General features: G+C 59.8%; 15 protein-coding genes and 1 riboswitch. Of the genes, 4 read left to right on the plus strand and 11 right to left on the minus strand.

Translation table 11 applies throughout. The annotated features are described in order from the left end of the window. The first annotated feature begins 28 nt into the window (after nucleotides 1-28). Entirely contained in the window at nucleotides 29-1,318 is a 1,290-nt protein-coding gene (locus AC0V6W_RS11240; protein ID WP_486150027.1) for a multidrug effflux MFS transporter, read from the plus strand. A gap of 109 nt (nucleotides 1,319-1,427) precedes the next feature. On the opposite strand, the gene AC0V6W_RS11245 is transcribed toward AC0V6W_RS11240, so the two are convergent. The 7 genes from AC0V6W_RS11245 to crtY form a co-directional block, all read right to left on the minus strand. Continuing rightward, complete coding sequence (locus tag AC0V6W_RS11245) at nucleotides 1,428-2,969, minus strand: acyl-CoA carboxylase subunit beta (protein WP_486150029.1); 1,542 nt, start codon at nucleotides 2,967-2,969, stop codon at nucleotides 1,428-1,430. A gap of 6 nt (nucleotides 2,970-2,975) precedes the next feature. Further along, a complete protein-coding gene (locus tag AC0V6W_RS11250; protein ID WP_486150031.1) occupies nucleotides 2,976-3,470 on the minus strand; it encodes a hypothetical protein in 495 nt (164 codons plus the stop codon). A gap of 164 nt (nucleotides 3,471-3,634) precedes the next feature. Then, nucleotides 3,635-4,582 carry a phytoene/squalene synthase family protein gene (locus tag AC0V6W_RS11255; RefSeq protein WP_486150033.1) on the minus strand — a complete coding sequence of 316 codons (948 nt, stop codon included), beginning with the start codon at nucleotides 4,580-4,582 and terminating at the stop codon, nucleotides 3,635-3,637. Between the two features lie 34 nt (nucleotides 4,583-4,616). After that, nucleotides 4,617-5,198 (minus strand): LOG family protein, encoded by a 582-nt coding sequence (locus tag AC0V6W_RS11260; protein WP_486150035.1) that lies wholly within the window; start codon nucleotides 5,196-5,198, stop codon nucleotides 4,617-4,619. Nucleotides 5,199-5,301: 103 nt separating this feature from the next. After that, complete coding sequence (locus tag AC0V6W_RS11265; protein WP_486150037.1) at nucleotides 5,302-5,736, minus strand: hypothetical protein; 435 nt, start codon at nucleotides 5,734-5,736, stop codon at nucleotides 5,302-5,304. Beyond that, nucleotides 5,733-7,244 carry a phytoene desaturase gene (locus AC0V6W_RS11270; protein WP_486151587.1) on the minus strand — a complete coding sequence of 504 codons (1,512 nt, stop codon included), beginning with the start codon at nucleotides 7,242-7,244 and terminating at the stop codon, nucleotides 5,733-5,735. Before AC0V6W_RS11270 ends, AC0V6W_RS11265 begins: the two co-directional genes overlap by 4 nt. Nucleotides 7,245-7,306: 62 nt before the next feature. Continuing rightward, the gene (crtY, locus tag AC0V6W_RS11275; RefSeq protein WP_486150039.1) at nucleotides 7,307-8,548 is read right to left on the minus strand and encodes a lycopene beta-cyclase CrtY; all 1,242 of its coding nucleotides are present in this window, start codon (nucleotides 8,546-8,548) and stop codon (nucleotides 7,307-7,309) included. Nucleotides 8,549-8,737: 189 nt separating this feature from the next. On the opposite strand from crtY, the gene AC0V6W_RS11280 reads away from it, so the two are divergent. Beyond that, nucleotides 8,738-9,733 carry a MipA/OmpV family protein gene (locus AC0V6W_RS11280; protein ID WP_486150041.1) on the plus strand — a complete coding sequence of 332 codons (996 nt, stop codon included), beginning with the start codon at nucleotides 8,738-8,740 and terminating at the stop codon, nucleotides 9,731-9,733. A 1-nt stretch (nucleotide 9,734) separates the two neighbouring features. Here the strand turns inward: AC0V6W_RS11280 and AC0V6W_RS11285 are convergent, their stop codons facing one another. Next, entirely contained in the window at nucleotides 9,735-10,472 is a 738-nt protein-coding gene (locus AC0V6W_RS11285; protein WP_486150043.1) for a hypothetical protein, read from the minus strand. A gap of 150 nt (nucleotides 10,473-10,622) precedes the next feature. Here AC0V6W_RS11285 and AC0V6W_RS11290 point away from each other — a divergent pair, with 150 nt between their 5' ends. Continuing rightward, complete coding sequence (locus tag AC0V6W_RS11290; protein WP_486150045.1) at nucleotides 10,623-11,921, plus strand: metal-dependent hydrolase family protein; 1,299 nt, start codon at nucleotides 10,623-10,625, stop codon at nucleotides 11,919-11,921. A gap of 25 nt (nucleotides 11,922-11,946) precedes the next feature. On the opposite strand, the gene AC0V6W_RS11295 is transcribed toward AC0V6W_RS11290, so the two are convergent. The 3 genes from AC0V6W_RS11295 to AC0V6W_RS11305 form a co-directional block, all read right to left on the minus strand. Beyond that, nucleotides 11,947-14,751 carry a hypothetical protein gene (locus AC0V6W_RS11295; protein WP_486150047.1) on the minus strand — a complete coding sequence of 935 codons (2,805 nt, stop codon included), beginning with the start codon at nucleotides 14,749-14,751 and terminating at the stop codon, nucleotides 11,947-11,949. Between the two features lie 153 nt (nucleotides 14,752-14,904). Further along, entirely contained in the window at nucleotides 14,905-18,048 is a 3,144-nt protein-coding gene (locus tag AC0V6W_RS11300) for a YadA-like family protein (RefSeq protein WP_486150049.1), read from the minus strand. A gap of 202 nt (nucleotides 18,049-18,250) precedes the next feature. Continuing rightward, a complete protein-coding gene (locus tag AC0V6W_RS11305; protein ID WP_486150052.1) occupies nucleotides 18,251-19,834 on the minus strand; it encodes a YadA-like family protein in 1,584 nt (527 codons plus the stop codon). Between the two features lie 253 nt (nucleotides 19,835-20,087). On the opposite strand from AC0V6W_RS11305, the gene AC0V6W_RS11310 reads away from it, so the two are divergent. Beyond that, entirely contained in the window at nucleotides 20,088-20,690 is a 603-nt protein-coding gene (locus tag AC0V6W_RS11310) for a thiamine biosynthesis protein ThiC (RefSeq protein WP_486150054.1), read from the plus strand. Nucleotides 20,691-21,084: 394 nt separating this feature from the next. Then, a riboswitch (TPP riboswitch) is annotated at nucleotides 21,085-21,194 on the plus strand. The last annotated feature ends 37 nt before the right edge of the window (nucleotides 21,195-21,231 follow it).

The following is a 21,231-nucleotide window of genomic DNA, read 5'->3' on the forward strand; positions in this document are numbered from 1 at the left end:
TGTGCATATGCGAAAAGAACAATGGTCAATGGCCGCGCCAGCAGGCAATAGCGGCTCGATGGCTTCGAACACTTCCCAATCCACTCCATCAAAAGCGCTGGGCGAAACTCAGCTGATCTGGATGATGGCGATGCTGATGGCGCTTCAGGCCTTCGGTATTGATGCGATGCTGCCTGCATTGGATGAAATGGCGCTCGATCTGAATGTTGCGGGCAATGACCGGCAATATGTGATCGGCATTTACCTGCTTACCGCCGGGATTGGCGCACTGGTGCCCGGCGCATTGGCGGACCGTTTTGGCCGCCGCCCGATCCTGCTGGGCGCGATTGCGGTGCATATTTCGCTGTCGCTGCTCAGCGCTTTTGCAACCTCGTTTGAAATGCTGATCGGCATCCGCGCGGTTCAGGGCTTTTTCGGGGCAGGCATTGTCGCGCTGCCGCCTGCGATCATCCGCGACCGGGTGGGAGGCGATAAAATGGCCAAGATGATGAGCCTGATTTTCGTCATCTTTCTGATGGTTCCCGCCATCGCGCCCAGCATTGGCGAATTGGTCCTGCTGGTTGCCGATTGGCGCGCGATCTTTGCCGTCATGGCTCTGCAAGGCATTGTAATCGGCGCATGGGTGTATTTCCGCCTGCCCGAAAGCCTTTCAGAAGAAAACCGCCAGCCCATCGAAATCCCGGTGATCGCACGCAATATGGGCAAAGCGTTAAGCGTGCCGAGCGTGGTCGGCTATGTTTTCGGCAGCACATTGGTGTTTGGCGCCTTGTTTGGCTTTATCAATTCCGCCCAGCAATTGATCACAGAGGCATTTGACGCAGGCGATCAATTCCCGGTTGTATTCGGTATTTGCGCAGGGTCGATGGCAGTGGCGAGCTGGTCAAATTCGCGCATCGTCGAACGCTTTGGCGCGCGCCGGGTCAGCCACACGGCTCTGTTTGCGTTTATCGCGGTCAGCTCTGTGCAGGTCTGGTTCGCGTTTCAACCCAATGAAAGCCTGTATGAATTTGTGCCGCTCATGGCGATCAATATGATGCTGCTTGGCTTTATCGGGAGCAATTTTGGCGCGATTGCGATGAACCCGTTTTTCTCCATCGCAGGCGCTGCCAGCTCCGCGCACGGCTTTGTTCGCATGACCATTGCGGCGGTGATCGGCGCGGTAATCGGCCAGGCGTTCGATGGCACCGCGCGCCCGCTGGCGATTGCTTTGCTGACAAGCGGGATTGTCTGCTTGCTGCTGGTGCTGTTCAGCGAGAAAGGCAAATTGTTCGGCCCGCCGGATCGGATTGCGGGGCCGACAAAGATGAAGAATATCTGAGGGTTATTGTTTTTGCGCCGCCATCCGGGCGCGCATCCTCGGCGCTATTGCCTCGCTGCGCTACGGGCACCTGCGGGCGGGCGGTCGCCCTTGCGGCCTTGGGCCGTTCCTACCTCTCACACTCCAGCTTACGCCATGCAAGTTCAGCAAATTCGCACAATAAAGGCCGCGTATCGCGCGGGTCTATGATGTCCTCGACATTATAGCGTTCGGCTGATCGGAACGGCGATGTGACTTTCGCCAGACGCGCTTTGATGGCTTCGAGTTCAGCTGCCGGGTCTTCGGCGGCTTCGAGTTCCGATTTGTAAGCGACTTCCAATCCGCCCGCGATTGGCAGGCTGCCCCAATCACCCGATGGCCAGCAAAACCTGTATTGATACCGTTCGGCATTGCTCATCGCGCTGCCTGCAATGCCGTAAGCGCGGCGCATCACGATGCTGGCAAGCGGGACGGTGGCTTTGTAAATCGCATTCATGGCCTGAACGCCGTACCGGATCGTGCCCGCCATTTCCGCCTCGCGCCCGATCATAAAGCCGGGATTGTCAACGAGGTGGACGATGGGCAGGCGAAACTGGTCGGCGAGTGTGACGAAGCGTTCGACCTTTTCGCTGGTTTTCGCTTCCCATGACCCGCCAAGGAAGGTTGGATCGCTCGCAACCACTGCGACAGGATAGCCATCAAGGCGGGCCAGCGCAGTAATCGCCGCGCGGCCCCAGTTTTTGCCGATCTCAAAGACGGTGCCTTTATCGAGGATCATCTCCATCGCGCGGCGCATGGAGTAAACCTGATTGGCCTCATGCGGGACAAGGCTGAGCAGCGCTTCCTCGCGGCGGTCGGCGGGGTCTGAGTTTTGCGCCCGCCGGGCGAGCTGCCCTACATGTTCGGGCATAAAGGAAAGGAAATGGCGCGCGCGGGCGAACGCCTCAGCCTCTGATGCTACTTCATCATCACAAACGCCATTGCGGGTGTGTATATCCGCGCCGCCCAGCGCTTCCTTGTCGCGCGGGTCAGTGCCTTCATCGCCATCCATTGCGGCGACTACGGCGGGGCCAGCGGCGAAGACCTGGGAAAGCCCGCGCACCATCACCGAATAATGGCTCGCCACCAGCCTTGCCGCGCCCAATCCTGCCGTCGGACCGAGCGCCAGAGCCACCACAGGCACCGTGTCGAGATTGCGCACCGTCTCGCCCCAGCCCGGCACGGCGGGGATATAGGTCGCGCCGATTTGCTCCAGCGTTTTGACAGAGCCGCCGCCGCCCGTGCCATCAATCATCTTGATAATCGGCAGGCGCAGTTCGTGCGCCATTTGTTCAGCCTGCACCATCTTGCGCGCAATACCTGCATCCGCCGCGCCGCCGCGAATGGTGAAATCATCGGCTGTCGCAACCACCGGGCGGCCATGAACGGTCGCTTTGCCAAACAGGAACGGGGCAGGGGTGACGCCGGTCAGATCTCCCTTGTCATCATAGCGCGCCGCGCCCGCTATCTTGCCAATTTCGCGAAAAGAACCGGGATCACAGATTGCCGCCAGCCTTGCGCGCGCATCCATTTTGCCGCGAGAGTGCTGCCGCGCGACTTTATCCGCGCCGCCCATTTGCTCCGCCATCGCCTCACGCGCGCGCAGCTCTTCGAGTTCTTTTTCCCACGTCATGGTGCGTTATTCGACAGTTTGAGGCATGGGCGCACCAAGTGCCTCGCATTCATCGAGCGAAGTCATGGTGAAGCTTGTGTTGGTCACTTTCCAGCCCTTTTCGGGAAACTTGGCAAGGCTCATCGAATTGATCCCGCAATGGGTGGGTGTGTGGTTCACGAGGAACACATACGGCCCCCACACATGCGCCATGGTGCCGTCGATCTGCACCTGAGTGTAGCTCATATATTCGTCCGTGCCCGGAGGCGTTTGCTCCCAGCCTTTAAGGTGCTCACCAGCAGCCACAATGCGGATTTTGGGATCGTCGGGATCGCGGCGATCATGGACGAAGATGACGCTTTCTTGCGCCATGGTGTCGGCAAGGGCGGTTTTGTCGGGACTGCGAAGGGCCTCGAAAAAGGCGTCCACGGCGGCGGTGACTGGCGCCTCGGCGGTTTCTTCAGCGGCGAGGGGTGCGGCGATGAGCGCGAGCGCTGTCGCGGCTAGGGCGTGTTTAATCATGGACACTAGCTAACCGAAAGTGTTCGTCATTGCGAGCCGAAGGCGAAGCAATCCAGTCTCGATTTCTGTCACCCCGGCGAAGGTCGGAATCCAGTTGGCGTCGGCGATCAAGACTTCCGTTATCTGGATCCCGGCCTTCGCCGGGGTGACGGTTAGGGTGGTGGCTAGGCAGGCCGAAAATCCGCGATGCCCCAGGTGATCGGGCCATCGGGGTGTTTTTCGCGGTTGATCACTGCCGAAAAGAATGCGCGCACGCCGTACAAAGCTTTCTCTGCGCGCGGCACATAGGTGCGAGAATTCCACGCCTCGGTCCCGCGCGCGCGGACCTTGCGGCCAATCGCGCCATAAATGCGCGCGGCTGACAACACGGCCCAGCGGCTGCGAAAAGGCAGACGTTCGGCTCCCACCCGCGCGGCGGCTTCGTGTTTTTCAACCAGAGCGACCAGACGCGCGGTCATTTCGGCCAGCTCTTCGCGGTGATGCGGTTTGGTGTGCTGGCCCGGCTCGATATCCTGTTCGACCAGCCATTCGACCGGCAGATAACAGCGCCCCGCTGCATCATCTTCGACGATATCACGCGCGATGTTTGACAGCTGAAAGGCCAGCCCCAAATCATTCGCGCGGTCCAGCGTGTCGCTATCAGCGGGGTCCACGCCCATCACCACCGCCATCATCACACCAACCGCGCCCGCCACGTGGTAGCAATAGCGCATCATGTCGGCTTCGGTGCGCGGGCGCCAATCTTCTGCATCAAGAGCAAACCCTGCGATGACATCTTCTGCCATTTGCGGGGTGAGGCCCACTTCGCGCGCGACAATGCCGAAAGCATCGAAAGCCGGATCGCCTGTGGGTTTGCCTTCAAACGCTTTGGCCGTCAGTTTGCGGATGAGTGCCAAGCGGCTGTCGAGATCGGATTGATCGCCAAGCTCGCCGCCCATCACCTGATTGTCGGCAATGTCATCGCACCTGCGGCACCAGGCATAAAGCAGCCATGCCCGTTCGCGCGTTTCGCTGTCGAACAATTGCGAGGCGGCGGAGAAACTTTGCGAGCCTTGTTTGATCGCAAGGCGCGAGTGTTCGACGAGAGCGGCGCGGGTTTCGGGGGAGGTCATTGAGCTATTTGCGGGGATTCGCGATTGGGAGGCATCACAAATCATCCGCCTTCATCTGAAAGATGGGCGTGTGCGGCTGATACGCCGCCATCTTATCCAGCAGATCCGCAATTGTATCCGCCGCCACAAGAATGCCCTGATGCGCAGGGCGAACAAAGCCGACCTCGGCCATTTTCGCGTTGAACGCTATCAATTCGTCGTAAAAACCAAAGGCGTTGAGCAATCCCACAGGGTCCGAATGATAGCCAAGCTGCGCCCAGCTCATCGCTTCCCACAATTCATCCATGGTGCCCACGCCGCCGGGCAGAGTGACGAAACCATCCGAAAGATCGGTGAAGCGCTGCTTCCTCTCATGCATGCCGGAAACGGTGATAAGCTCATCGCAATTGTGATTGGCAACTTCGGAATTGACGAGCGCTTCGGGGATGACCCCGATAACCTCGCCACCTGCTGCGGCAGCGCCATTGGCGACAGCGCCCATCAGACCGAGACGCCCACCGCCATAGACAACGCCAATGCCGCGCTGCGCAAGTGTAGCGCCAACTTCGCTGGCAAGCGCTATATAGCGCGCGTCTTCAGGCGTGGCAGAGCCGCAGTAAACAGCGAGACGTTTCATGAATCCTCCCCAGCATGGGGAGGGGGACCAAGCGAAGCTTGGTGGAGGGGCGCGTTGTTCAATTCGGCCAACCTTTCATCACAAATCACACCCGATCGCCTAATCACTGTTTCCAGTCCTGACCGCATACAGCGCGCATCATCTGCTGTGTCTCAACTCTTCTCAAGTCCCACTTCGCAAACTCTCCAAACTCCAGTTGTTCGACGGTCCAGCGGTGTTCGCCGGGCGCGTAGGCTTCTTTCGATATCTGGTGAGATGCCTCGACCGTAGCAATCATGTTTCGCTTACAGTCAATTGCGATCACTGCGTCCATTCGCCCACTCGGATAAGTTCGAGGCACGATTTGAAATCGGGTCAAAACAGTCGGGAATTCACGCCCTTCGAATTTTATAGTCTTGCGTGAATTTCGATCCCAGTGAAACCATGACCCCTCATCCTTTTCGAGAACGGCCCAATCGTGCTGATGGTTTGGTGCCACCAATGTGGAAGTGCTCAAGTCCGGTGCGGCGGCAACCAATAATAGGGCGATGAGGCTCACACCGTCGCCCTTTTCTTCAAATCTTCCAGCATAATGCCAGCCGTGGCCTTGCCCGAACCCACAACGCCCGGAATGCCTGCACCCGGATGCGTGCCAGCGCCGACGAGGTAGAAGTTTTCGATGACATCGTCGCGGTTGTGACCGCGCAGGTATGCGCTTTGCCACAAGAGCGGTTCAAGGCTGAACGCGCTGCCCATATGGGCTGACAAATCCTGCTGGAAATCCTTGGGCGCGTAAGAGAACTTGGTCACGATCCGGTCATGAATGTCCGGGATCAGGCGGCGGCCGATTTCATCGAGGACCATTTTCTCAAGCTTGGGTCCAACCTCATCCCAATCCACCGGCATCTTGCCCATATGGGCAACCGGAACAAGCGCGTAGAATGTGCTTTTGCCCTTGGGTGCCATGCTGGGATCGGTCACAGTGGGGTGGTGGAGGTAGATCGCGAAATCTTCAGGCAGAACGCCGTTTGAGAAGATGTCGTCAAGCAGACCCTTATACCGCTCTGCAAACAGGATCATGTGATGCGCAATGCCGGGCCATGTTCCCTCAAGCCCGAAGTGGACGACGAACAATGAGGGTGAAAAGCTTTTCTTATTCAAGCTCTTCGCCATTTTCTGGCCGCGCTGGGAATCTGATAGCAAGTCCTTGTAAGAATGCATGATATCGCCATTGGACGCGACCGCATCAAAGCGCTGTTTCCAGCCTGATTTCGTCTCAACCTCATCCGCGCGGGTGCCCAATGTGTGGACCTGCACCACCGGATCGCCCACGCGCATTGTCCCGCCGAGCCGTTCGAAATGACGCACCATGCCCGCGATCAAGCGGTTGGTCCCGCCGCGCGCCCACCACACGCCGCCGTCTTTTTCCAGCTTGTGAATGAGCGCGTAAATGCTCGAGGTTTTCATCGGATTGCCGCCCACCAGCAGCGAATGGAAACTGAACGCCTCGCGCAGTTTGGGATGCTTGATATAGCTGGAGACCATCGAATAAACGCTGCGCCAGGCTTGCTCTTTCACCAGAGCAGGGGCAGCTTTCAACATGGTTTTGAAATCGAGGAACGGCTTTGTGCCAAGTTTCAGATAGCCTTCCTCATAAACGCGCGCCGAATATTCGAGGAAGCGCTGGTAACCCACCACATCATCGGGATTGAGCTTGGCAATTTCGGCGTTCAATTCGTCTTCGTCGTTGGAATAATTGAAATTGGTGCCATCGGGCCAGTTGAGGCGGTAGAACGGCATAACCTTCATCAGCTCAACATCTTCGGCGATGTCGTGGCCGGTCAATTCCCACAGCTCTTCAAGGCAAGGCGGATCGGTGACCACCGTGGGGCCTGCATCGAAGGTGAAGCCGTCTTTTTCCCAGAAATATGCGCGCCCGCCCGGCTTGTCGCGCGCTTCGACGACGGTTGTCGCGATGCCGTGTGATTGCAGCCGGATCGCCAGCGCCATCCCGCCAAAACCGGCGCCGATTACGCATGCCGATTTGCCTGCATATTTCTTCGCCATATCAGGATTGATCCCTTTGCCGCCTGGTTGCGCTGGGGCAAGGTTGAGTTTGGCATCTGCGTTCATGCAGGTTTCTCCGTGCTGAGTGGAATTCCGCGCGAGAAAAAGGCTTTCATCGCTCGGGGTATAGTTACGGGCGGCTTACCTGAGAGGATGCGCAGCTTGTCTCTTAACGAGCTGTCGCCGGCATAAAAGCGTTCCACCAGAGGGCCTGACAGGCCGTAAAAGCGTTGCAGCACCACCACGCGCTGGGCGGGGTCTGCCGCTTCGAACAGCATGCGCACCAGCATCCGGTAAAACGCCATTTCCTGCCAATGCGCGCGGGCGCGGCCTTCGCAAAACTGCGCCAGATCAGCGCCGCTCGTCTGCGGCGCGCGGGCCAGCAGGCCGGCTATGGCGAGCGCATTGTCGGCTGCAAATGGCAAGGTGTAACTGGTGAGCGGGTGCGAAAACCCGCCGCGCGATCCGGCAATGGCAACGCCGGGAATGCGCAATTCATCCAGCACCGCATCGAAATTGCCGCCGGATACAACAGGCAGAATTCCGGCTTCGTGCCCGATAACCTCGCCATGCAGCCCTTTTGCACGGGCATAGCTTTGTGTGCGCGACCAAAGCTGATCGCGGTCCATCTTGGGGTCATCGGCGTAATAGGTGTCTTCGATAAACACTTCATCCTTCGCCAAAGGCAGGACATAAACGAACCTGTAGGCCGCCCCATTGCCGTAAGGTGCGACCTGATCGACGGTGGCATCCATGATGACAGGGCGGGTGAGGCGGTGGGGTTCATCGGTGCGGATATGCTGGCCAAGGAAGACCTGCCATCCGCCTGCAAGGTTTTCGCTTGGCGTGAAGGTGCGGCAATCAATGACGCGTTTCGCTGCGATTTTGGAGCCATCATCCAAGGTTACACCATCAGCGTCCAACCCGCGCGCCCGGGTGCCAAGGCGCACCGAACCTTCCGGCAGGGTCGCCATCATGACTTTGTGAAAATCCTCGCTCGCCATGGAGCGGTATCCGGTGGGCAATTCGCGGCCATAGCGGGGGAAGTGTATCTCATATCCATCATCCCACGCATTTTGGGGGAAGGCGGATAAAAGATCGGTCGCGGCCCTATCGAGATCGCTCGTAAACCAGCTCCAGCGGTGATTGCCGCCCAGCGTTTCGCCTGCATCCAGCAGCACAAACCTGACATCAGGCGCGCGCTGGTGCAATGCAAGCGCCAGCAGCCCGCCAGCAAGCCCGCCGCCAACAATTGCGACGTCCTTGCCCGTCTGTGCGCCCGCATCTGAAACTGAGTCGTTCATCTGTTTCAACGCCCTAGGCGCATGGGCCGCGTCCGGCAATGTCGGCGGGGGCGGCGCGCTTATGCCGCGAATACGTGTTGCCCAATTGGAACTTCGCACGCGCCCGCTCATTGGAACGGATGCGGCGAGCGGCGTGCTTGCATCTGTTTGTTGTCGCTTATGTTTCTTGCAAAAAGGTCTCTCCCCGCCGTGCTCTTGTCCATTCTGCCATCCGAAAAATTGCGCCTTTCGCGCATTAGCGCCGCTTTCCTCGCCGCATTCGCGCTGAATGCGCCTGCCCTAGCTAAGGAGGCACTAGCTGAGGAGGCGCTGACTAAGGAGACCGCTGAATTGGAGGCGGAGGTGTCCGGGCACCAGGAAACGGACCCAAGAGCGAATGTTTCGCCCCAGACCCGGCAGCCGCCCCGGATCAAGCCTGTGTTCGATGACAACTGGGTTACCATCGGCATCGGTGTAGGGCTGGTGCCCAGCTATTCCGGCTCTGATGATTACAATGTCTTTCCGCTGCCTTTGATCGTTGGCCGTGTGGGCGGGGTTGGCCTGCGCCCCAACGGCCCGGGTCTTGCGCTTGATCTGCTGTCACCCGGCCCGGCCATCGGGTCGGGGCGCGATGTTGAGTTTAATTTCGGCCCCGCATTTCGGATCCGCAATGACCGGGCCGCGCAGGTCCGCGATGATGTGGTCGAACAGCTTGAGGATCTGGATCTGGCGGTCGAAGTTGGCCTCACCGGCGGGGTCAGCATACCCGGCGTGCTGCACAAACGCGATTCCGTTTCGTTCAACACTCAGATCCGCTGGGATGTGGCCGGCGCGCATGGCGGAATGCTGGTTGAGCCAAGCGTTGGATATCTAACGCCTGTATCGCGCAGCGCGCTGCTGAATGTGAGCCTGGGCCTGCAGTTTGTGGATGATGATTTCGCCGAATATTATTACAATATCAGCCCGGCTGACAGCGCGCTGAGCGGCCTTCCGGTGTTTGGCGCGGATGGCGGGCTAAACTCTGCCAGCGCCGCGGCAATCTTCACTCGCGATCTGGATGGCAACGCGCTGAACGGCGGTTTCAGCATCTATGCGATTGGCGGGTATTCGCGCCTTTTGGGCGATGGTGCAGACACGCCGTTCACAAATATTCGCGGGGATGCCGATCAGTTCATCGTCGGTGTGGGCGTTGCGTATACGTTTTAGGTCATTCCCCCGCTTCGCACGCATCAAGATGCGCTGAAATGAATGCTTCTGAAGCGGCATCAAATTCGGCATTTTGTTCGTCTGTGTAGTCCCGGTTGATCAGTTCAAGGCCGAGCGCGTTTATCTTGGGTTGCAAAGTTCTGAATGCGGGGAACCAGCTGGCGTTTGCAAATATCGTGTCCAACCTGCGGGTTTCATCCGCATTAAACGCCTTGAGAAAGCGCTTCACGCCTTCCTGCTTGTCAGCATTGTAGGCTTCCGCTGAAATCGTCAGATTGTCGTCGTCTGCATCAAGGACTTCGGCAATTGTGTTGTCTGCGCTTTGGCTGGCGATGGCTGTGGCAAGAAAGCGTTGCCCCAAATCAGAGCCAAAAAACCGGGCTGCCCCTGCCGCCTCTTCCTCCGACACATTCTGTTTGAAAAATCCCTCCAATTTGCTGCGATACCAATCATTGTCGGACATGTGAAAGCGGTACATTATCGGTCTGACAGCAGCGGTATACCCGTCAACAAAACCAGGGCAGTCGCGTTCCAGCTGCATGACGTCAGCATCCTGTCTAAGCACCGCGACAAAGCCGATCTCCATGTCATGTTCAAATCGCGATTTTGCGATATCATCTGAAGCCACGGCGAAGGCGAGCTGCGAAAATCCGTCTTGTTCATCGGCATTTTGCGCAACCAGTATCTGCGGCACAAAGGCCAGCATACATGCCAGAAATGCGCTAAATAAACTCCGCATGAGATTGTCCTATCGCTTTGTTAAAACGCCTATTTTGGCGAGGCTCCGTGCGATGTGTATGTGCGAAAATCGTCTTATCGGCAAGCCAAAGCCTTGCCATCGTTTTCGCACGCGCGCATCAAGCGGCTGAAATAACGGGAGAGAAGAACAATGGGTTTGCTTCATAAACTGGCCGCCGGATGCATCAGCCTTGCCGCGTTGGTCAGCGCGCCTGTTTCAGCGGAGACGATCCTGGTGCGCGCGGGCAATGTTATTGTTGATGCCAGCAGCGACCCCACGGGGCCTGCGACGATTGTCATCAAGGACGGCGTCATCACCAATGTGTTGAGGGTGGATGTGGCCACTCAAGACGCGCTTGAGGAAGAAGTCTCGCGCATGATCGATCTGTCGGACAAGACCGTTTTGCCCGGCCTTATCGATCTGCACACGCATTTGTCCGGCGATCCATCGGGCGAATTTTGGCGCGCGGCGACCACGCCGCCGGAATATTACACTTTGATCGCGGCCAAGAATGCGCGCCTAACCGCGCTTGCAGGTTTTACCACGGTCCGGGATCTGGGCTCGCGCACCGATCAGGTCACACAAAGCCTGCGCACAGCCACGGCTCAGGGGCTGGTGCCCGGTCCGCGCATTGTGACATCGGCGCGCACGATCAGCATTGTAGGCGGGCACGGCGATGTGAACGGCTTTCACAAACATGTCGATGATGTGCTGACATCGGGCTTTACATGCACAGGCGCGGTCGAATGTTCTGAAAAAGTGCGCACTGCGTCGAAATACGGCGCAGACCTGATCAAAATCACTGCCACAGGCGGCGTGTTGAGCCAGCAGGGGCGCGGGCTCGAAGAGCATTTTACCGCCGAAGAAATGCGCGCGATTGTTGAAACGGCAGAATTGCTGGGCCTGAAAGTCGCCGCTCACGCGCATGGGGCGCGCGGGATTGAGGCGGCGGCCAAAGCGGGCGTGCACACCATCGAACACGGCACCTATATGGACGAGGCCGCCGCCAAAGCGATGAAGGCGAGCGGCACAACCTTAATCCCAACCTTGATGGCATTTGCAGGCATCAAGGAAAAGCTGGGCACGGGGTTTTATACGCCCGTGGTTGAGGAGAAAATTCGCGCCGTCAGCGAGATCGCCGATACGATTGTCCCGCGCGCTCGCGAATACGGGGTGAACATCGCCTTTGGCACCGATGCAGGCGTGTTTGCGCATGGGGAGAATGCGGGCGAATTTGCGCTGCTGGTAAAAGGCGGGATGTCGAACCGCGAAGCCATTGCTTCTGCCACGACAGGGGCGGCTGAAATCCTCGGCATGGAAAGCGAGATTGGCCGGATTGCGCCGGGTTTTTCCGCCGATTTGATCGCTCTTTCCGGCAATCCCTTGGACGACGTGACCACGCTGGAGAATGTCGAGTTCACCATGGTGCGTGGCCGCGTCATCGAATGATATCGCAAGGGTTTGTTGGGGCGGCTTAAAACTCGCCCGCCACCCCGGCGCGCACGGCGGTGGAATTGCCGCCTGCATAAGTGACCCCGGCTGTGATCGCGACATCGCCTTGCAGCCGGTGCATCAGGCCAAGCGATACGCCCACTTCGCCGCGATAGGCCGCGATATTGCTGGCATAGCTGGTCTTGCCCGCTTCGCTGGGGAAATGCGGCGCGGCTTGGGCGGCGATGGCGGCAATTCCGCGCTTGGCATCATCATCGACCGTTTGCGCCAGATCAAACGCGCCATCAATCCGCGTTTCCAGCCCATTCACTCTCGCCTCAAGCGCGCCAAATTGCGCATCGGAAACCATTGCCAGAGCATTCATCGACACGCGCACATTGGCGACAGAGGCTGCGGTGGCGGCCTGCTGGCGACCCAAAGTGCCGTTTGCATCTATCGTCACGACATCGACGGGGCCTTCCTGCGCGGCGGTGGACGCGGTGATATCGCCCAGCCGCACCGATGATCCGGTGCCGCCCAGTGTCACTTGCTTGTCCGCAGTGGTCGCCGCACCTTGGCCGATGGCTGTTGCTTGTCTGTGCGAAGCGACCGCATCAACGCCAATTGCCGTGCTGAAACTGCCGCTGGCCTCGGTGTTCTCTCCCAAAGCCGTCGCGCGTTCTCCAGCATTCGCGCCGAACCCCACCGCGGTTGCGCGTGATCCGGTTGCGCGGCTGAGCTGTCCCACAGCCGTCGCCCGGCCAGCGGTTGCGCCTGCGGTATTGCCGACCGCCGTTGCGCTGGCAGCGGTGGCAAAGGCATTGCGGCCCATTGCTGCGCTGGAAAAGCCCGTTGCCCGTGAACCTGCGCCAACGGCTGAGGCGTTCTCGCCCGTGCCTTGCGCTCTTGCGCCCATTGCAAGTGAATTGGTCATGCTGGCAAACGCATCCACTCCGAATGCGGCTGCGCCATCTGCCAGGGCTTGCGCGCCCAAGCCGTCAGCATCCCCGCCGTCGCCTCCAATCGCGATCGACGATATGCCTGCTGCATTGCTGGCAGCTCCCAGCGCAATCGCTCTTTGTGACGCTGCACTGGCACCGGCCCCTATGGCCAGCGCTTCATCCTGCGCTGCCGATGCGAATGTGCCAAAGGCAAGGGATGAGGCGCCTTGGCTGGACGCGCCTCTGCCAATCGCTGCGCCCGTAATGCCGCTGGTCTGCGCCTCATATCCGATAGCAATCGCTTCGGCAGAATTGGCACCTGCTGATCGTCCTATGGCGATGGCAGAGCCGAAATCTGCTGCTGCCTGCGTACCAAGCGCGGTTGAGAAATCGCCCATCGCAGAACTGTCCGGTCCAATCGCAGTGCCGCGTACACCTGTGGCTTGGGATGCGGTGCCAATCGCGATGGCGCGTTCGCCTGAGGCAGCGCTGGTTGAACCCAATGCGATGGCGCGTTCAGCGTCGGCGGCGGCTTCGTCGCCGATGGCAATTGCGCTTGATCCTGATGCCGCGCTGTCTTTGCCCAAGGCCAAGGCGGCCGCGCCAGATGCGCTTGCCGCGTCACCAAATGAGGCTGCGCTCAAGCCGCTTGCCAATGCATCGACACCAATAGCGGTGGCTGCATCAGCGAGCGCTTGCGCATCGTTGCCAGCTGCGAAAGAGCTGATGCCAGCGGCCTGTGCGAGACTGCCAAGTGCGGTTGCACCCTCTGCTGTCGCGCGGGCTTCTTTGCCCAAAGCGCTGGCATCAACACCGCTTGCTTCTGCCTGACTGCCATAGGCCGCAGCGCCGGCTTCCGTGGCTTGTGACCCGGCGCCGACAGAGGTGGAATCGGCGCCTTGTGCATTGGCGAGATTGCCGATGGCTGTGGAGGCCGCGCCGCTTGCTTCAGCCGCCTTGCCTGCGGCGATGGCGTCAATTCCGTCGGCATTGGCGAGGTTACCAAGGGCGGTGGCTCCGTCTGCGGCTGCGGAGGCTTCTTTGCCGACAGCGCTGGCGTCAATGCCTGTCGCGCTGGCGAGATTGCCGATGGCTGCAGCGCCTGCAGCGTTGGCTTCAGCCGATTTGCCTGCGGCAATGGCGTTCACCCCGTCGGCGCTTGCCAGATTGCCGATTGCGGTCGCGCCGTCTGCGGCTGCGGAGGCTTCTTTACCGAATGCGCTGGCGTCAATGCCTGTCGCGCTTGCAACATTGCCGATGGCTGCAGCGCCTGCAGCGGTGGCTTCAGCCGATTTGCCTGCGGCGATGGCGTTTAGCCCATCGGCGCTTGCGAGATTGCCGATTGCTGTGGCGCCGTCTGCGGCTGCGGAGGCTTCTTTGCCGAAAGCGCTGGCGTCAATGCCTGTCGCGCTGGCAAGGTTGCCGATGGCTGCAGCGCCCGCAGCGGTGGCTTCAGCGGATTTGCCTGCGGCGATGGCATTGACCCCGTCGGCATTTGCAAGATTGCCGATTGCGGTTGCTCCATTGGCCAACGCATCCGCGCCAGTTCCCACGGCGAGTGCGCCAATACCGTCAGCTTCGCTAGAAGATCCAAAAGCGGCCGCGTCTTGCCCTGTTGCCTTTGCGTTTGATCCGGTTGCCGTTGTGTCGTCCCCGCTTGCTTCTGCATCGGAGCCAATGGCGACCGCATCATCGCCATCAACGATAGCGCCAGATCCGCATGCAAGCACTGAGGTGGCCGCGCCGACCACCGACGCGCCATCGGTGCCATCGCCAAGCACCGTGATGACGCCATCTGCATTGATATCAAGCAAGCAGGCTTGCGCTTTCACTTCCTCGCCAGGAGCGAAAACGAGGCTGGCAGCGATTGCATAAGCCGAGCATTTGATTGCTATGGGAAATTTCATGGATACCTCGCATTGCTTGATTGCTGTTCGCGATCCGCAATTGCACGAAATCATCCATGAAGCTTTCGAGGCGGCTTAGGTAGATATGCCCCGGCCAAACCCGTAACCACCTCGAAAGACTAACGTTTATCCCTGAGAGTTCTGCACCCAGGCTTAAAACTCGCCCGCTACCCCGGCGCGCACGGCGGTGGAATTGCCGCCCGCATAGGTTACGCCAGCTGTGATCGCGACATCGCCCTGCAATCGGTGCATCAGGCCGAGCGATACGCCAACCTCGCCGCGATAAGTCGCAACATTGCTGGCATAGCTGGTCTTGCCCGCTTCGCTGGGGAAATGCGGCGCGGCTTGCGCTGCAATGGCGGCAATCCCGCGTTTTGCATCATCATCCACCGTTTGCGCCAGATCAAATGCGCCATCAATTCGGGTTTCCAGCCCGCCAACGCGCGCTTCCAAAGCGCCAAATTGCGCTTCATTCACTTGGGCAAGGGCGTTCATCGATACGCGCACATTGGCAACAGAAGCTGCGGTTGCGGCCTGCTGGCGGCCAAGAACGCCGTTTTCATCAATGGTGACAACATCGACGGGGCCTTGCTGTGCATCGGTGGAGGCGGCGATATCGCCGATCCGCACCGATGAACCGCTACCGCCCAAAGCGACCTGATCATCAGCCGTTGTCGCTGCGCCTGCGCCAATCGCGGTGGAGCGGGCATTGAACGCTTCGGCTTCAAAGCCGACCGCCGTGCTGAACCCTCCGCGCGCATCGGCCCCTTCGCCAACGGCTGTTGCGCGGTTTCTGGCATTGGTGCCAAATCCAACCGCGGTGGCGCGGCTGCCTGTGGCGCGGCTGTCCTGCCCCACAGCCGTCGCCCGGCCAGCGGTTGCGCCTGCCGTGTTACCCACAGCAGTTGCGCTGGCGGCGGTGGCAAAGGCATTGCGGCCCAATGCGGCGCTGGATGTGCCAGAAGCCTGCGTGCCCGTGCCGACAGCTGATGCGTTTTCGCCCGTGCCCGCTGCCCCGCTGCCAAGCGCGAGCGATTGCGCTGCGCCAGCATTGGCTCCTGCACCAAAGGCGGCGGCGCCATTACCTGCTGCCGATGTGTTCGCACCAATCGCCAGAGCGTCTGCATCACTGGCATTCGCATTGACACCCAATGCCACAGACTGTGTGCCCGTGGCGGAAGCCGGTGTTGAGCTTGTTCCTGGCTGGATTGCCAAAAAGGCGCTGCCGCCAGATGATACATTGGCAATAGCGCTGTTGAGTTGTCCCAGATTAACCGCATCCGTCACCGCAGTGCCATCGGCGACATTGACCAGCCGCCGCTCTGATCCCTGGCGCCCGAATGATACGGTGTTCTCTTCCAGCGCGGCGGAATCCTGGCCGATTGCAACTGCGCCCTCTGCGCTCACAAACGCCGCCTGACCAATCGCGGTGGCGCGTGCGACATTGGTGAAAGCCGATTGTCCAATGGAGACCGAATCCTGCGCTGCAGCGGATTCGTTGCCGATTGCGACAGCGCGCTCGCCAAAGGTATTTGCGAACGCCCCGATTGCCACCGCGCTATCATTGCGGCCCACAGATGCGCGCGTGCCGATTGCGATGCTCAATTGCGCATCGGCATCCGCTCCTGATCCCAGCGCAATGGAATCCTCGCCCACAAAGCCTGCCGGTCCCTGTGTCCCTGTGGCAGCGAGAAATCGTGATGCGCCAGCGACTGTTTCAAGCGCGGTGTTAAGCTGCGCGACATTGACGGCATCGGTGTCTTCGAACCCTTCGGCGACGTGGATGATGCGGCGTTCAGAGCCCGCAATCCCGATTGAGACGACATTGTCCTGATCCGCGAGTGATCCGTATCCAAGCGCGACCGAATTGTCCGCACGGATAACCTGAGCCTCTGATCCAAGCGCCAAAGCGCCAAAACCGTCCGCGATTGTGCCTGCATTGCCGGAATCGTCGCTGTCTGCGCCGATAGCGACCGAAAATTGCCCTTCCGCGCGTGCTTCGGGGCCAATGGCAATGGCCTCATCACCCAAAGCTTGAGGGCTGACACCGTCTGAATTGACGTCCAGGAAACCCCCGCTTGCGCCGCCGCCGCCCACGGCTGCTTCAAGCTGGGAAAGCGTCACTGCGTCATTGGCATTCACGCCTTCTGCGACATTGGTGATCCGGCGGAAATCGCCCGATGCGCCGACAGAGACGGTGTTGGCCTCGGTCGCTTCTGATCCGAACCCGATGGCGACCGCGCGCGGGGCCGATGCCACGGCCTGCGCGCCCACGGCGGTTGAAGTTGCGCGGCTGGCATTTGCGCCGGAACCCAGCGCGAGGCTGTTTTCGCCATTGGCATTTGCTCCGCCAAAAGCGGCTGCGCCAAAGCCTGTTGCATTGGTGATCGCGCCAACAGCTGTAGTCATGTCGCCATTCGCACCGGACATCGCGCCGATGGTCGTGGCTTCTGACCCATCGGCAAAGGAAAGCTCTCCGATAGCGATAGAGCCGAACCCGGTTGCGGTCGGCTCTGATCCTTCGCTAAAATTGATGACTGCGCCTCCAAATCCGCTCATTGTGCCAAGTGCCGCATTGAGTTGCCGCACATTCACAGCATCAGTATCGAAAACGCCATCATTGACATTGGCTATGATGCGCTCTTCACCGTCAGATCCCACTGCAAAAACGTTGTCTCGGCTGGTGTTGGACCGCGCTCCGATGACGACAGAATTAGACCCGTTGTTTTCAGCGTCCACGCCAATCGCGATGCTGCCATCTGTCGCGACAAATGCACCCAGCTCGTCACCGTTTCCGTCGCTGCCAATGGCGATTGAATTGTTGCTGAAGACCCGCGATCCGGTGCCAATCACGATGGAGTCCACACCAAAAGCCTGCACAGGAACCGCGCCCGGTCCCCTCGTAGGACTGCCAATCACAATGGATCCTTGGCCATTGGCTTGCGCAAACGAACCAAGAGCAATGCCATCTCTCGCTGCGACCGAACTGCGCCCTAGTGCCAGCGCATCGGCGTCTGCAATCGCTCCAAAACCAAGCGCAACCGCGTTGATCGCCGCTGTGCTGTCCGATCCCAATGCAACCGCGCGCGTGCCGGTTGTGCTTGATCCGACCCCGCAGGCGAGCGAGGTGTTGACATTGGCCGAATCCGCCCCGCCATCATTGTCTGATCCTTCATCGACAACTCCGTCATCGTCGCGGTCGAGCAGGCAATCTTCGGCCTGTGCGCTGTGCGGTGTGAGCGCGAGGCCCAAGCTTCCGGCGATCATGGCGGTGGTGACAAGCAGCTTCGTCTTCATGGCAATTCCCCTTAAACCTTGCAGTTTTCCAAGAGGAACAGAGCCAAGCGCGATCCTGATCAGCGCTGTGCCAAAGTAATTATAACCCCGCTCCCCTGATGCGATCAGTATTGGGCGAAACTTGCCCGATAGCAACAGAAAACAGAAGCAATTTAGATGCTTACTGTTCTGTTCGGAGATATGGGTTAGCGCTCAACAATTCTTAGAACCCAAACGCGACCCCCACGCGCCCGCCTGTGCTGTCAGGCGCGCTGGAGCCTGCAAGGCCAGCGGAGATATAGACCCTGTCTGCAAGACGCGCCGATACGGACCCGGCAAAGCCCTGTTCGCCCCTGTAGGTGGATGCATTGAGGCTGACGCTGACCGCGCTGTCAGGCACAATCATCTGACCGCCCAATGCCATGGCCGCTGCGATCCCGCCGGACAGCCGCTGGTCCATGTCCTCCAGCTGAAATTCCAATCCTGCCACCTGGTCACCGATTGCAAGAACGCTGGTTTCCAGCGCGCTGAACTGAGCATCTGATACTTGCGCGAGAGCATCCATCGACAGTCGCACATTGGCGACCGAGGCGGCGGATGCGGCCTGCTGGCGGCCAAGAGTGCCGTTCTGGTCAATCGTCACGACATCCACCGGGCCCTGCTGTGCAGCTGTTGAGGCAGCAATATCGCCAATCCGCACGCTGGAGCCATCCCCGCCCAGCGCCACTTGATCATTGCGGCTCGTTTCTGCGCCTGCACCAATGGCGGTGGAGCGGGTGTTCGCAGCTTCAGCCTCAAATCCGATAGCGGTGCTGGCAAAACCGCTTGCGCCCGTATTTTCCCCCACCGATGTCGCGCGTTCCCCGGCCTGCGCGCCGAACCCGACAGCCGTTGCGCGATTGCCTGCCGCGCGGCTGTCCTGTCCCACGGCGGTGGCGCGGCCTGCACTTGCGCCTGCGGTGTTGCCAACTGCCGTTGCGCTGGCGGCCGTGGCGAAAGCGTTGCGGCCCAGCGCCGCGCTTGACAATCCGCTCGCCTGGGTTCCGGTGCCAAGGGCAGAGGCGTCTTCGCCCATCGCTCTTGCGCCTGTACCAAAAGCCGCAGCGCCGTCAGCGTTTGCGCGGGTTTGGTGCCCAATGGCGATGGAGCGTGTTGCCTCTGCGCGCGATTGCGAGCCCAGCGCGATGGCCTCGACCCCGGTCGCCTGTGCCTGCGCGCCCAAAGCGGTGGCGAATATTGCGCTGGCCAGACTGTCTGCGCCAAGGGCGGTGGAATCGGCTCCCAGCGCCAGCGCGCCTGTATCGCCTGCATCATTGCCATCACCGCCAATCGCAACCGCGCCGACACCGCTGGCCTGTGTGTTCCAGCCCAGAGCCACTGCGCCATGAGCGGTCGCAAAAGATGCTCTGCCAATGGCAATCGCCCCTTCGCGGCTGGCGGTTGCATTGCCGCCCACTGCCACGGCGAACGCGCCGCTGGCATCGGCCTGTTGGCCCAGCGCGCTGGAGCTTACGCCTGTTGCATCCGCCAGCCTGCCAACCGCGATGGAACGGTCCCCTTCAGCATTGGCCGAACTGCCAAACGCGCTCGAAAAAGCGCCCGTTGCCTGCGCATTGATCCCGCATGCGGTGGACGTTTCATCATCGTTGGAATTGGCCGCGCCATCATTATCGGTCGGCCCCAGGTCCACCGCGCCATCATTATCGCGGTCAAGCAAGCAATCATCCGCGCGCACCGCCTGCGGCCAAGTGACCGCCGCCATATTGATAAGCAAAACGCCCAATGCCGCATAAAGTTTTAGTGTCATACCATGCCCCTTAACTGGGCTGTTTGCCCAAATATTCCCCGCAATAGATCTATACCAATAGACCTTTATTAGCAGGGGTTAGGCACAAGAGGGCAGCAGCGATAGCGCCATTATAGAGCAGGTTTTTCGCGAACAGATGGCGCGGCCCGGTTCCCGCAGCTTGGCAAGGCGAGAAATAATGTCCAATGACCTGTAACCTTTTGCCGCTGGGTGCGAACCTGCTGCGAATGCGATATCTTTGGGGGCTACACACATGGAATTCACACTTTCGCGCAACACGCGCATCACCGCCATTCTGCTGCTGATCGCGGCAGTGACGCAGGCGGTTTACACCGTGCTTTACATCAACGAAGTCGATGTGCCCCGGCAATTGCTGTGGGGCGCAGAAGGCGTGCTCTTTACGCTGATGACAGCCTTTGCCGGCGCGGCCATGGCGCAAACCGGCCGCGTGCATCTGGGCTTTGCCGCAATCGCCTTTGCCAGCGTCCTCAACGTGGTGCAGGTGGGTGTCGGGCTGACTTTGTTCGGCCCATTTTTCGAAGCGGCAGGCGAAGTGGAAGCGCTTGCGCCTGTTGCAGGCGCTATCGTGGCATTCTCGTTCATGGTCTACAATGCGGCAAAGGTTTTGCTGGCCATGGCGCTGATGGCCTTTGGCTTTGCGAAATTGAGCGCGGGCGGCAAAGCGCTTGGCGGGCTTAGCGTGGTTGTTGGCCTGTTTGCCGCTGTCACCAATGCCGCATCGATGGCTGCGGGCCGCGATGTGTTTGGCGAATTGCCGCTTGCAGGCGGATCAGGCGTGTTGGCGACCGTGCTGCTGGCCGTGTGCCTGATGACGCTGCGAACAGACGAGGGCTGATCCGTCCGCCGCAAGACTGGCGCATTCTTGCTCGTTTAATCCCCCCCCCCCTTTTTTCCGGCACGCAATTTGTCGCATTCTTCCAAGGCGATTGGCTGCCGAGGCTTTATTGTCCTTGGTATCGCTTAGCCCGCGTTAGACGGCTGGGCCGAGAATTACCGAGACAAAGCCAGGTCAGGGGGCTTACGATTATGAATTTTGCAATCAGGGATACCGTTACCTTTATTGTTCGCGTGGCGGCAGGGGCGTGCTGCGCTGCTGGCTTTGCGATGGCTTTGACAGCGCCTGCGATAAGCTGACATCCGCCAAACACAGTGCCCATGGACTGCGCTGCGAACAGGGCATCAAACACAGCATCAAACACTGGACGCGCACGGTTAAAGCGCCTAGCTTTAATCCATCCCCGGGGAGCGCTGCTTTGCGCTGAGAGGTGGGTGTAGCGCCCCATGACCCGTTGAACCTGAACCTGTTAACACAGGCGGAGGGAGCGGGCTGTCCTGAGCGTGTTGAAGGAGCGGCTGTGCGATCTCTCCGTCTTTAG

Source organism: Erythrobacter sp. JB1-7 (genome assembly GCF_057365015.1).